This window comes from Streptomyces caniscabiei, assembly GCF_014930365.1.
Classification (GTDB): domain Bacteria; phylum Actinomycetota; class Actinomycetes; order Streptomycetales; family Streptomycetaceae; genus Streptomyces; species Streptomyces caniscabiei.
Window position 1 is genome coordinate 18,167 of the sequence record NZ_JABXWI010000035.1, and the last position, 13,251, is coordinate 31,417.

The following is a 13,251-nucleotide window of genomic DNA, read 5'->3' on the forward strand; positions in this document are numbered from 1 at the left end:
AGTGACCGCACCGGCCACCACCGACGACACCGCACTCGACCTGCGCCAGGTGGAGCAGTTCCTGTACCGCGAGGCCCGTTACGCGGACGAGCACGACTACGACGCGTGGGAGGCGCTGTGGACCGACGACGCCCTCTACTGGGTGCCCGCGGGCACCCCGGACGGTGACCCCGTACAGCAGATGTCGGTGATCAGCGACAACCGCAGTCGTATCGCCACCCGGCTGGGGCAGCTCAGGACCGGCAAGCGGTACGCCCAGTCACCGCCCTCCCACCTGCGCCGGATCGTCTCCAACGTGGAGATCCTCGACGACGACGACGACGACGCCGCCGGTCCGGGCCGGGAGCCCGGAGACCTGACCGTCGGCGCCAACTTCGTGCTGGTCGAGTCCCGCGAGCGCGGCAAGGAGATATGGGCCGGGCGCACCACGTACCGGCTGCGTCTCGTCGACGGGCGGCTGCGGCTGGCGTACAAGAAGGTCGTCCTGGTCGACCACGACCGTGCGCTGCCGACCCTGTCCTTCCTGATCTGAGGGCGGCACCGATGAACGGGAACGAGATCGTGGGCAGCGAGTTCGCCGAGGTCGCGGTGAGCGTGGACACCACCGCCAACGGCCCCCGGCTCCGGCTGGAGGACCGGCGCACCGGGCGGGTCAGACACCTGGACGCGCTCGAACTGGAAGCCCTGGTGTGGCTCCCCGACGGACACCTGTCCAGGCTGCTCGACCCCTCGGCGGACCGCTGGCGCGAAGACGCCGGCAGCTGACGGGCCGGCACATGGACGTCATCGCACCCGACGAACTCGACCTGTCCCGCTACGTCCGGGCGGGCGACACCGTCGCCTGGGGCCAGGCGTGCGCCGAGCCGCGGACCCTGACCGAGCGGCTGATGCGTCAGCGCGCCGGGATCGGGCCCTTCAGATGCTTCCTCGGGATCCCGGCCACCGACACCGTGCGGCCGGACCACGCGGACATGGTCTCCTTCGTCTCCTACACAGGCAGCGGCGGCAACCGGGCTCTGCACCGGGCGGGGAAGCTCGACGTGCTCCCCGCCCCCTATTCCAGCCTCCCCGGTCTGCTCACCACGGGCCCCGTCCGCGCCGACGTGGTGCTTCTCCAGCTCCCTCCGGCGGACGAGCACGGCCGCCACAGCCCGGGGCTGGCCGACGACTACCTGAGCGCGGCCCTGCACACCGCGCGGGTGGTGATCGCCGAGGTCAACGACCAGGTCCCGCAGACCTGTGGCTCCCGCACGCTGGGTGCCTCCGACCTCGACGTCGTGATCCACACGTCCCGCCCGCCCGCCGAGGTCCGGCCCGCCGCGTCCGACGGCGTCACCGCACAAGTGGCGGCCCGCGTGGCCGGCCTGGTGGAGGACGGGGTCACGCTCCAGTTCGGCGTCGGCGGGCTTCCGGAGGCCGTGCTCGGGCTGCTGACGGACCGCCGTGACCTGGGCATCCACTCCGGCCTGATCAACGACGCGGCCATGGACCTGATCGAGACGGGAGTGGTGACGGGCGCCCGCAAGACGCTCGACCGTGGCTGCTCGGTCGGCGGCCTGCTGATGGGTACCCGGCGGCTGTTCCGCTACGCCCACCGCAACCCCGCGATCCAGCTGCGCGACACCGCCTACACCCACGACCCGCGGACGCTGGCCGCCCAGCACCGGCTGGTCGCCATCAACTCGGCCATCGAGGTGGATCTCAGCGGCCAGGTCAACTCCGAGCTGGCCAGGGGGAGTTACGTCGGCGCGGTCGGCGGCGCCGGCGACTTCCTGCGTGGAGCCGCCCAGTCACCGGGCGGCCTGCCCGTCGTCGCGCTGCCCTCCACCGCCGGTACCGCCAGCCGCATCGTGGCCCGGCTGTCCGGCCCGGTCAGCACCTCCCGCAGCGACGCGGGACTCTTCGTCACCGAGTACGGCGTCGCCGACCTGCGCGGACAGCCGCTGAGCGTACGCCGTGAACGCATGCTCGCCATCGCCCACCCCGACCACCGAGCGGCGCTGGAAGCCGCGCTCGAAGAGCAAGGAGTCCCGGCATGACAGCCCTGCGCCGCGCCGCGATCGTCACACCGCTGCGCACCCCCGTCGGCACCTTCGGCGGCACCCTGCGACCCGTACCCGCGCACGACCTGGCCGCCACTGTCATCAAGGCCGTGGTCGAGCGCTCCGGTGTCGACCCGCACCGTATCGACGATGTCGTCTTCGCCCAGTCGTACGCGAACTCCGAGGCCCCGTGCATCGGCCGCTGGGCCGCCCTCCAAGCCGGTCTGCCGGTCGAGGTGCCCGGCTTCCAGCTCGACCGGCGCTGCGGCGGCGGACTCCAGGCCGTGGTCACCGCCGCGATGACGGTCCAGACCGGGGCCGCCGACGTGGTCCTGGCGGGCGGCGTGGAGAGCATGAGCAACATCGAGCACTACTCCCCGGACGTCCGCTGGGGCAGCCGCTCCGGCACCGTGCAGCTCTACGACCGCCTCGACCGGGGCCGGGAACGCTCGCAGCCGCAGGAGCGGTTCGGCCCCATCAGCGGAATGATCGAGACGGCCGAGAACCTCGCCGAGCGCTACGCCATCACCCGCGAGGAGGCCGACGCGTACGCGGCCAGCAGCCACCGGCGCGCCGCCGCGGCCTGGGACGCCGGACGCTTCGCCGACGAGATCGTGCCGGTCGACCTCCCTCGCCGGCGACCCGGTGACCCCCTGTCGTGCGAACGCGACGAGGGCATCCGCCCCGGCACCACCGAAGAGATCCTCGCCGGACTGCGTCCGTTGCTGCCCGACGGCACCGTCACCGCGGGCAACTCCAGCCAGCAGAACGACGCCGCCGCGGCCTGTCTCGTGGTCGCCGAGGACAAGCTCGGCGAACTCGGCCTGGAACCCATGGGTATCCTGCGCGGCTGGGCGGCCGCCGGCTGCGAGCCCTCGGTCATGGGCATCGGCCCGGTGCCGGCGGTCGCCAAACTGTTCGCCCGGACCGGGCTGGGATTCGACGACCTCGACCTCGTCGAGCTGAACGAGGCGTTCGCCTGCCAGGTGCTCGCCGTCGTGAAGGAATGGGGATTCAAGTACGACGAGGACGACGACCGGCTCAACGTCAACGGCTCCGGCATCTCACTCGGCCACCCCATCGCCGCCACAGGGGTACGCGTCCTCGCCACCATGCTGCACGAACTGCGGCGCCGCGGCGGCCGGTACGCCCTCGAGACCATGTGCATCGGCGGCGGCCAGGGCATGGCCGCGATCTTCGAGGCGGCCTGACCACCATGACGACCACCCTGCCCCGCAGCCCTTACGGCATCGTCTCCTACGCCACCTACCTTCCCCGGCACCGCGTCATGCGTGACGAACTGGGCACCGCCCTCGGTGTCCGCGCGGGCCGCGGCGCCCGTGTGGCCGCCTCCTTCGACGAGGACAGCACCACCATGGGCGTCGAAGCCGCCCGCCGCCTGCGGCCCGCCCCGCCCGCACCGGCGTCGCTGTACTTCGCGACCACCTCTCCCGCCTACCTCGACAAGACCAACGCCTGCGCCCTGCACGCCGCACTCGGCCTGCCGCGCGACACCTTCGCGGCGGACCTGGCAGGCTCCGCGCGCTCCGGGATCGCCGCGCTGCGCGCCGCCGGGTTCGACGGCGGTCTCGCCGTACTGTCCGACGTCCGCACCGGGCGCCCCGGCTCGGCCGACGAGCGGGACGGGGGAGACGGCGCGGCGGCCTTCCTCTTCGGCGCGGCGGACGCGGCGGTCGCCGAGATCCTCGCCCACACCTCGGCCACCGCCGAGTTCCTCGACCGCTGGCGCACCCCGGGGAGCCCGTCCGGCGAGCAGTGGGAGGAACGGTTCGGCCTGGAACGCTACCTGCCGCTGATCGAGGACACCGCACAGCGCGCTCTGAAAGCCGCCGGCACCGGACAGCCCGACCACGTGCTGCTCGTCTCACCGAACGCGGCCGTCCGCAAGCGCGCCGCCAAGGTCTTCCCCGCACGTCTGTCGGCGAGCGGCTCACCCCTCGGGCATTCCGGAGCGGCCGACGCCGGGCTCGCCCTGGCCGACGTCCTCGACCGCGCCGGCGCCGACGAGACCATCCTGCTGCTCTCCGCCGCCGACGGCTGCGACGCCCTCCTGCTGCGGACCACCGACCGCCTCCCCTCGGCCAGGCAGCACGACCCCCTCGCCCGGCAACTCGCCGAGGGCCGGCCTGTCCCGTACCCGACGTATCTGACCTGGCGCGGGTGGCTGGAGCGGGAGCCGCCGCGCAGGCCCGAACCGGATCGGCCGGCAGGACCGCCGTCGGCACGCGGGGAGGGGTGGAAGTTCGGGTTCACCGGCAGCCGCTGCGAGAACTGCGGCTTCGTCCACCTGCCGCCCGCCCGGGTGTGCAAGGACTGCGGCGCGGTGGACGCGATGGCGGCCGTGCCGCTGGCCGGGACGACCGGCACGGTGGCGACGTACACCGTCGACCGGCTCGCCCACTCGCCCTCGCCCCCGCTGATCGACGCGGTGGTCGACTTCGACGGCGGCGGGCGCTGCACGCTGGAGATCGCCGACACGGTGGCCGACGAACTCGACGTGGGTGTACGGGTCGAGCCGGTCTTCCGGCGGCTGCACACCGCGGGCGGCGTGCACAACTACTTCTGGAAGGCCCGTACGACGGCCGGTACGACGGCTCGTGCGACGGCCGGTTCGAAGGCCTCCGCTGCGGCGGACAAGAGTGAGCGGGAGGGCACGGCATGAGCAGCAACGGGATCCGCGACAGGGTCGCGGTCGTCGGCATGGGGTGCACATCCTTCGGCGAGCACTGGGAGCGTTCGGCGGACGACCTGCTCCTCGACGCGACCCAGGAGTGCTTCGACGGGACCCCGGCCCTGGCGGCCGAGGACGTGGACGCCTACTGGCTGGGCACCCTCGGCTCCGGACAGTCCGGCCTCACGCTCAGCCGCCCGCTGGCCCTGGATCACAAGCCCGTCACCCGGGTCGAGAACTACTGCGCCACCGGATCGGAGGCCTTCCGCAACGCCTGCTACGCGGTCGCCTCCGGGGCGTACGACCGGGTGATGGCCGTCGGTGTGGAGAAGCTGAAGGACTCCGGCTTCTCCGGACTGCTGCGCTCCGACCCGCCGGGCGACGGCACGGCGCCCGAGCTGTCACTGACCGCGCCGGCCGCCTTCTCCCTGCTCGATCCGGCGTACTGCGCGCGGTACGGGGTGGATCCGGCCGCGATGCGGGAGGCGATGACGCACGTCGCCTGGAAGAACCACGCCAACGGCGCCCGCAACCCCAAGGCCCAGTTCCGCTCCGTGGTCGCCAAGGAGACGATCGAGCGGGCGCCCCTGGTGGCCGGACGGCTCGGGGTCTTCGACTGCTCCGGGGTCTCCGACGGCGCCGCCTGCGCCCTGATAGTCCGGGCCGAGGACGCCCTGCGCTACACGGACCGGCCGATGTACGTGAAGGGGCTGTCCCTGGTCGCGGGGGCCGTCAGTGGAGCCATGGACCCCGGCTACGACTACACCACCTTCCCGGAGGTGGTCCACGCCGCCGCCGACGCCTACCGGCAAGCGGGCGTCACCGACCCGGGCACGCAGATATCGCTCGCCGAGGTGCACGACTGCTTCACCCCGACCGAGGTGGTGCTGATGGAGGACCTGGGGTTCGCCGAGCGCGGCCAGGCGTGGAAGGACGTCCTGGACGGGGCCTTCGAGCTGGACGGCCGGCTGCCCGTGAACCCCGACGGCGGGCTGAAGTCCTTCGGTCATCCCGTCGGGGCCAGCGGCCTGCGGATGCTGTACGAGTGCTGGCTGCAGTTCCGCGGTGAGGCGGGCGAGCGCCAGCTGACGGATCCGCGTCTCGGCCTCACCCACAACCTGGGCGGGCGGCCGGGCGGATGCGTCTCGTTCGTCTCGGTCGTGGGTCCCGACCCGGGGTGACCGGTCCCGCCCGGCGGAAGGGGCGTTGACCCGGAGTCGGAATCTTATTTATATTAGATTCGAAACTGGAGGCTGTGAGCGTGCGACACGATGGGAAAGAGGCGGTGGCGGCCGAGCTCTACCGGGCGTTGGCCCACGGAGACCGCGAGCGGCTCGACCGGATCCTGCATCCCGCGTTCGAGGGCCGGACCACCGAGGGACTCCCGCTGGGCCTGGGCGGGACGTACACCGGGTCCGACGCCATGCGCCGCGAGTTCTGGGGCCGGATCGCCAGAAGCTACGACGCCCGGGCGGAACCTGTGGGTTTCCGCCACCTCGAAGACGGCGACCTGCTGGTCACCGGCCGGTACGTGGGCGAGGCGAGACAAGGCGGCGGCAAGCTCGACGCGGAGTTCTTGCACCTCCTGAGCTTCGAGGGTGAGCGGATCGCCGGCCTCGTCCAACTGACGGACAGCGCACGCTGGTCCGAGGCCCTGGTCACCGGCCGGGCCCTGTCGACCGTGGTCCTCCGCGTCACCGACGGACTCGCCGAGCTCCGGCTCGACCGCCCGTACGTCCGCAACGCCCTCGACCAGGCCATGGCCGACGACCTGTACGAGGTCGCCCAGCGTCTGGCCGCCGATCCGGACGTGCGGGCGGTACTGATCACGGGCGACGGTCCCGCCCTCACCGTGGGCGGCGACATCGCCGTCTTCGCGGACAACGCCGGCGCCCAACTGCCCGGCGCGTTGCGCAGGATGATCTCGCCCTACCACGAGGCGCTTCGTCTGCTCAGCAGGCTCGACGCGCCGATCGTGTGCGCCGCGCACGGCGCGGTCGCGGGCGGCGGGCTGGGGCTGCTGTACTGCGCCGACATCGTGCTGGCCGCCGAGGGCACCAAGTTCGCCTCCGGGTTCACGGCCCTCGGGCTGTCCGGTGACGGTGGCAACTCCTGGTTCCTGCCGAGGCTCGTGGGACCCCGCCGGGCAGCCGAGTTCTACTTCGAACAGCGGGTGCTCGACGCTCACGAGGCCGTCGAATGGGGCTTGGCGACACGCGTGCTGCCGGCCGGTGAACTGGCCGACGAAGCCCTCGCGGTCGCCCGGCGACTGGCCGACGGCCCCACCCGCGCCCATGGCGAGATCCGCCGCCTGCTGCGCGAAACCTGGTCGGCCACGCTGGCCGAGCAGTTGGCGGCCGAGGCGGACGCGATCTCCCGCACCGCCCGGACATCGGACGCCTCGGCGGCCGTCGCCGCCTTCATCGACAAGCGCAAGCCCACGTTCCAGGGACGGTAGCGATGACAACACTGATCACGGACAGCGACGAGCATCGGCTGATCCGGGAGAGCACCGCCAAGATCGCCGCCCGCTACGGGCACGCGTACTACAGCGAACGTGCCCGGACGGGCGCGGGCGTGGAGGAGCTGTGGAGCGAACTGGGGGAGGCCGGGCTGCTGGGCGTCCACCTTCCCGAGGAGTACGGGGGCGGGGGCGCGGGTCTCGCCGAACTCGTGGTGGTCCTCGAGGAGTTGTCGGCGCATGGCATGCCGCTCCTCAGCAGCGTCATCTCGCCCGCCATCTGCGGCTCGATCCTCGCTGCCCACGCCTCGCCGGAGATGAAGCGGGCCTGGCTGCCGGACATCGCCACGGGTCGCCGGAGGATGGCGTTCGCCATCACCGAGCCGGACGCCGGATCCAACAGCCATGCCATCACCACCACCGCGCGCTCCGACGGCGAGGGTTGGCGCATCTCGGGCTCCAAGTACTTCATATCCGCCCTGAACGAGGCGGACGCCGTGCTCGTCGTCACCCGGGACGGCGACCTCGCCCCCTCGGCGTCCGGACGCAGCCCGCTGTCCCTGTTCGTTGTTCCCGTCGACTCGCCCGGCCTGCAGTTCCAGCCCATCGAGACCGAACTGGTCTGCCCGGACAAACAGTTCACCCTGTTCTTCGACGACGTCCGGGTGACCGGCGACGCCCTGATCGGGGAGCGCGGCAAGGGCCTGCGGCAGGTCTTCGCCGGCCTCAACCCCGAGCGCATCACCGCATCGGCGCTCAGCAACGGCATCGGCCGCTACGCGGTGGGCAAGGCCCGCGACTACGCCCGCGAACGCACGGTGTGGTCCGCTCCGATCGGAGCTCATCAGGGCATCTCCCACCCCCTCGCGGAAGCGCACATCGGGGTCGAGCTCGCCCGGCTCGCCACGGCCCGCAGCGCGGAGCTGTTCGACGCCGGACAGGACGCCGCGGCGGCGGCCAACATCGCGAAGTTCACCGCCGCCGAAGCCTCTCTCAGGGCCCTCGACCAGGCGATCCAGACCCATGGCGGCAACGGCCTGTCCCGCGAGTACGGCCTGGCCGACCTGTGGTTCGTCGCCCGCATGCTGCGCACCGCCCCGGTCAGCCGGGAGATGGTGCTCAACTTCGTGGCCCAGCACAGCCTCGGCCTGCCGAACTCGTACTGATCCCTCCATCCCGAGCAACGAGGAGTACCCATATGGCAGGAGTACAGGACCGGGTCGTCGTGGTGACCGGCGCGGGCGGCGGGCTGGGGCGCGAGTACGCGCTGCTGTTGGCCCGGCACGGCGCCCGAGTCGTCGTCAACGACCTCGGTGGCGCGCGGGACGGCACCGGATCGGGCAACACGATGGCCGACGCCGTCGTCGCCGAGATCCGGGCCGCGGGCGGCCAGGCGGTCGCCAGCTACGACAGCGTGGCCACCGAGGAGGGCGCAATCGGCGTGATCGGCACCGCCCTGCGGGAGTACGGGGCCGTGCACGGCGTGGTCAACAACGCGGGCATCCTGCGGGACGCGTCCTTCGCGAAGATGACGGTGGACCAGTGGGAGGCCGTGCAGCGCGTGCACCTCTTCGGCGGGTACCACGTCACCCGCGCCGCCTGGCCGCACTTCCGCGAGCAGGGACACGGCCGGGTGGTCATGGCCACCTCCACCTCCGGGCTCTACGGCAACTTCGGACAGGCCAACTACGGCGCCGCCAAGCTCGGCCTGGTCGGCCTGGTCAACACGCTCGCCGTCGAGGGGCGCAAGTACAACATCCTCGCCAACGCGGTCGCACCGCTGGCCAGGACCCGGATGAGTGAGGACGCCGCCCCCGCCGAACTCCTGGAGCGGCTGCCGGCCGAGTTCGTGGCACCCGTCGTCGCCCATCTGCTGACCGACGAATGCACCGACACCGGAACGGTGCTGATCGCCGGCGGCGACCGCGTCCAGCGGGTCGCGTACTTCGCCTCCAAGGGGGTGACCTTCGCCGGCACCCCGAGCCTCCAGGACGTCGCCGACCGCTGGTCCGACATCACCGACATGGACGGCGCCGCCGTCGGCACCAATCCGCTGGCCTGAGCCCGGAAACCTGAGCCCGTAAAGGAGACAGCCTTCGTGAAATCCTTCGACGCCCTGGTCATCGGCGCCGGCGCGGGCGGCCTGTTCACCGCCGCCCGCCTGACCCACCACGGTTACCGCACCCTCGTGGTGGAACGCCTCGACCGTGTGGGCGGGCGGGCCTCCACCCACGACATCGACGGCTTCAAGGTCAACAACGGGGCCATCGTCATCGAGGTGGGCGGCATCACCGAGGAGACCTTCCAGGAGGTCGGTGCCAAGTTCGACGTCCGCCGGGCCAACCCGCCCATCCTGTACCGCATCGGCGGCAAGGACATCGACGTGACCGGCGGCGGCTGGGGCATGCTGCTGTCCAAGCTCACCCGCCAGGGCGCCAAGCTCCTCGGCGGCCTCGGTGCCGCCCGCGAGGACAGCGGCCTGCCCGACGCCGAACTGTCCACCGCCGACTGGATCCGCCGGTACACCAAGAACGAATCCGTACACGGTGTCTTCCGCAACATGTGCGGATCGGTCTTCGCGGTGAGTTCCGAGGAACTGCCCGCCCGTGTCTTCCTCACCTACTTCACCCGCAAGAGCGCCTTCAAGAAGTTCGGGTTCTGTCCCGACGGCACCATCGGGATCTGGCGCGCGCTCGCCGACGTGGTCACCGCCGGCGGCGGTGAGGTCTGGCTGGACAGCGAGGTGCGCAGCCTGACGGTGGACGCCGGCCGGGTCACCGGCGCCGTCGTCGCCCGCGACGGCCAGGACACCGAGGTCGCCTGCCGGTTGGCGGTCAGCGACATCGGGCCGGCCGCCACCGTGACACTCGCCGGCGAGGAGCACTTTTCCGAGGAGTACCTGACCTCGGTACGGCGCGGCGACCGGCCCTGCGCGATGATCTCGGTCAACTTCGCCAGCCAGGAGCGCCTGGTCGAGGCACCGGGCCTCCTCAGTTTCGCCAGCACCCGCCGCATGTGCTACGTCGCCAACTTCACCGCGACCTGCCCGGAGATGGCACCGGAGGGCTGGCACCTCTACGTGGGTACGGCCGTCCCGCAGCCGGCTGTCGGCGACTTCGACGAGGCGGCCGAGACCGAGCTGCTCATGGCCGATCTCCGCGACCAGATCCCGGGTTTCGATCGCGCCCGGATCCTGTCCACCGTCGTCACCCGCGACGGCTGGCCTCCGCAACGTGCTGTGGCGGGCTTCGACCTCCCGAACACCACTCCCGTCCCCAACCTCTGGAACGTCGGCGACGCGGTCAAGGAGTACGCCAACGGCGGCACCACGGCCTGCGCGGAGACCGCGAAGCTCGTCGTCGAACAGATCCTGCGACACCACCCGGTCGGCGTCGCGGCCGAGCCGACCGGAGCCCCGAAGGAGCACTGATGAAGATCACCGTTGACCGTTCCAAGTGCACAGGTCTGGGTATCTGCGAGTCCCTGGCACCCGACGTGTTCGAAGTGAACGACGAGGGCGAACTCGTGCTGATGACGGAGACCGTCCCCCCAGGGACTCTTTCCGACGTCGAGGAAGCCATCGCGGGCTGCCCGACCGAGGCCCTCCGGCTGGAGCCCTGATGGGAACCCGCCAGCTGGTCGTCGTCGGCGCGTCCCTGGCCGGGCTCCGGGCCGTCGAGGCCGCACGCAAAGGCGGTTTCGAGGGGCGGATCACCCTCGTCGGGGCCGAGCCGCACCTCCCGTACGACCGGCCCCCGCTCTCCAAGCAGTTCCTCGACGCGAACGGTGCGGACGTGCCACCGCCGACCTTCCGCACCAAGGAGGTGTTCCGCACCGAACTCGGCGCGGAACTCCTGCTGGGCGCCCCCGCCACGTGCCTGGACACCGCGGCCCGTACGGTCGTCGTCGGTGAGCGGCCCATCGGCTACGACGCCCTGGTCATCGCCACCGGCGCGACCGCGCGCCGGCTGCCCGGCACCGAGGGCCTGACAGGCGTACACACGCTGCGCACCCTGGACGACGCGGCCGCCGTCCGACGTGCCCTCGACGCCGGGGCGCGGACCGTGGTGATCGGCGCCGGTTTCATCGGCGCCGAGACCGCTGCCGCCGCCAGGAAACGCGGGCTGGACGTCGTCGTGGTCGAGGCACAGGCGACGCCGCTGGTACGTGCTGTCGGCGAGACCATGGGAGGCGCTCTCGCCTCCCTGCACCGGCGCCACGGCACCGATCTGCGGTGCGGGCTGAGCGTCACCGCGCTGGAGGGGGAGGGCCGGGTCGAAAGGGTCCGGCTCTCCGACGGGAGCGTGCTCGACGCCGACCTGGTCGTCGTCGGCACCGGCGCGGTACCCGCCACCGACTGGCTGGAGGGTTCCGGCCTGACCCTGGACGACGGCGTGGTCTGCGACGAGACACTCCGCACCGGAGCCGAGAACGTGTATGCGGCGGGCGATGTCGCCCGCTGGCACAACCCCGTCTTCGACCGGCCCATGCGCCTGGAGCACTGGACCAGCGCGGCCGAACAGGGGGCCCTCGCCGCCCGCAACGCCCTGAACCCCGGGGCGGCGAAGGGCTACGCGACAGTGCCCTACTTCTGGTCCGACCAGTACGACACCCGTATCCAGTTCGTCGGCGTCCCCGACGCGGAGGAGATCGCCGTGGCCGACGGCGACATCGAGCGCGACCACCAAGGCGTCGCCCTGTACCGCGCGGGTGACCGGCTGGTGGGGGCCCTGGCCGTCAACAGGCCCACCGAGATCATGAAATACCGGCGACTCGTCGCCCGGGGCGCCTCGTGGGAGGAAGGGCTCGCGTTCGCCCGGTCACGGAGCGAATCCCGGCAGACCGCCGACGTATGAGAGGGAAGAAGATGGCAGACGGCCCGCTCTCGGGATGCAGGGTGCTGGAACTCGCGGGCATCGGCCCGGGCCCGTTCGCGGGCATGACCCTGGCGGACCTGGGCGCCGAGGTGGTCCGGGTCGACCGCCCCGGCGGCAGCGGGCTGTTCCCGGGCTTCGAGCACGTGGACGTCCTCAACCGGGGGAAGAAGTCGGTCCTGCTCGACCTGAAGCGACCGGACGCCGTGCGGGCCGTACTGGACATGGCGGCCCGGGCTGACATCCTCATCGAGGGTTACCGCCCGGGAGTCGCCGAGCGGCTCGGTCTCGGCCCCGACGACTGCCTCGCCAGGAACCCGCGCCTGGTCTACGGCCGTATGACCGGCTGGGGCCAGGACGGGCCGCTGGCCCGACTGGCCGGGCACGACATCGGGTACATCGCCCTGACGGGCGCCCTGCACGCCGTCGGTCGCGCCGGCGGCCCGCCGCAGATCCCGCTCAATCTCGTCGGCGACTTCGGTGGCGGCGGGACGTACCTCGTCATCGGAGTCCTGGCCGCCCTGCGTGAGGCCGAGCGCACCGGCCGGGGGCAGGTCGTGGACGCCGCCATCGTGGACGGCACGGCCCATCTGCTAGCCGGCACCCACATGATGCTGGCGACCGGAACGTGGCAGGACGAGCGCGGCGTGAACCTCCTGGACGGCGGAGCGCCGTTCTACGCGGTGTACGAGACCTCCGACGGCCGTCACATGGCGGTCGGCGCCCTGGAACCGAAGTTCTACGCGGAACTGCTCGCCGTTCTCGGACTCGACGAGGACCCCGCCGTCCAGCACGACCGCACCGGTTGGCCACGGCTGCGCGAGCGCCTCGCGGCGGCGTTCGCGAGCCGTACCCAGGACGAATGGGCCAAGGCGTTCTCCACGTCGGACGCGTGCGTGGCGCCGGTACTGAGCCTGCGCGAAGCGTCGAACCACCCGCACATCAGGGCCCGCGGCACACTCGTGGAACGCGACGGCGTCCTCCAGCCGGCGCCCGCACCCCGCTTCTCCGCGACGCCCACCGCTCTCGGATCGCCCCCGCCGGTGCCGGGCCGGCACACCGCCGACGTCCTCACGTCGTGGGACGTCGAGGACGCCGAGGGCTTGCTGTCGTCGGGCGCCGCCGTGCAGGCCTGACTTTTTGTCACGCTAATTCTCTAATTTACATTAGATTACGCTCTGA

Annotated in this window: 13 protein-coding genes; all 13 read left to right on the top strand. The window is 71.9% G+C overall.

The annotated features are described in order from the left end of the window. Nucleotide 1 precedes the first annotated feature (1 nt). A complete protein-coding gene (locus HW837_RS46505; RefSeq protein WP_193382098.1) occupies nt 2-532 on the top strand; it encodes an aromatic-ring-hydroxylating dioxygenase subunit beta in 531 nt (176 codons plus the stop codon). An 11-nt stretch (nt 533-543) separates the two neighbouring features. Continuing rightward, nucleotides 544-765: a hypothetical protein gene (locus HW837_RS46510; RefSeq protein ID WP_177262142.1), complete on the top strand. Its 222-nt coding sequence runs from the start codon at nt 544-546 to the stop codon at nt 763-765. 11 nt (nt 766-776) lie between these two features. After that, complete coding sequence (locus HW837_RS46515) at nt 777-2,039, top strand: acetyl-CoA hydrolase/transferase family protein (protein ID WP_193382097.1); 1,263 nt, start codon at nt 777-779, stop codon at nt 2,037-2,039. Then, nucleotides 2,036-3,253, top strand: a complete 1,218-nt coding sequence (locus tag HW837_RS46520) for an acetyl-CoA C-acetyltransferase (protein WP_206705204.1) — start codon at nt 2,036-2,038, stop codon at nt 3,251-3,253. The genes HW837_RS46515 and HW837_RS46520 overlap by 4 nt, the downstream gene beginning before the upstream one ends. Before the next feature lie 5 nt (nt 3,254-3,258). After that, entirely contained in the window at nt 3,259-4,725 is a 1,467-nt protein-coding gene (locus tag HW837_RS46525) for an OB-fold domain-containing protein (RefSeq protein ID WP_093792374.1), read from the top strand. Then, entirely contained in the window at nt 4,722-5,915 is a 1,194-nt protein-coding gene (locus tag HW837_RS46530; protein ID WP_093792376.1) for an acetyl-CoA acetyltransferase, read from the top strand. Before HW837_RS46525 ends, HW837_RS46530 begins: the two co-directional genes overlap by 4 nt. An 80-nt stretch (nt 5,916-5,995) precedes the next feature. After that, on the top strand, nt 5,996-7,192 hold the full coding sequence (locus HW837_RS46535; RefSeq protein ID WP_313895672.1) for an enoyl-CoA hydratase-related protein: 1,197 nt from the start codon (nt 5,996-5,998) through the stop codon (nt 7,190-7,192). A gap of 2 nt (nt 7,193-7,194) precedes the next feature. Next, entirely contained in the window at nt 7,195-8,361 is a 1,167-nt protein-coding gene (locus HW837_RS46540; RefSeq protein WP_193382096.1) for an acyl-CoA dehydrogenase family protein, read from the top strand. A 32-nt stretch (nt 8,362-8,393) separates the two neighbouring features. Beyond that, nucleotides 8,394-9,257, top strand: a complete 864-nt coding sequence (locus tag HW837_RS46545; protein WP_193382095.1) for an SDR family NAD(P)-dependent oxidoreductase — start codon at nt 8,394-8,396, stop codon at nt 9,255-9,257. Between the two features lie 36 nt (nt 9,258-9,293). After that, nucleotides 9,294-10,625: a phytoene desaturase family protein gene (locus HW837_RS46550; protein WP_045557818.1), complete on the top strand. Its 1,332-nt coding sequence runs from the start codon at nt 9,294-9,296 to the stop codon at nt 10,623-10,625. Then, on the top strand, nt 10,625-10,816 hold the full coding sequence (locus tag HW837_RS46555; RefSeq protein ID WP_045557817.1) for a ferredoxin: 192 nt from the start codon (nt 10,625-10,627) through the stop codon (nt 10,814-10,816). Before HW837_RS46550 ends, HW837_RS46555 begins: the two co-directional genes overlap by 1 nt. Then, the gene (locus tag HW837_RS46560) at nt 10,816-12,051 is read left to right on the top strand and encodes an NAD(P)/FAD-dependent oxidoreductase (protein ID WP_193382094.1); all 1,236 of its coding nucleotides are present in this window, start codon (nt 10,816-10,818) and stop codon (nt 12,049-12,051) included. Before HW837_RS46555 ends, HW837_RS46560 begins: the two co-directional genes overlap by 1 nt. An 11-nt stretch (nt 12,052-12,062) precedes the next feature. After that, the gene (locus HW837_RS46565) at nt 12,063-13,205 is read left to right on the top strand and encodes a CaiB/BaiF CoA transferase family protein (protein ID WP_093792384.1); all 1,143 of its coding nucleotides are present in this window, start codon (nt 12,063-12,065) and stop codon (nt 13,203-13,205) included. Nucleotides 13,206-13,251 lie beyond the last annotated feature (46 nt).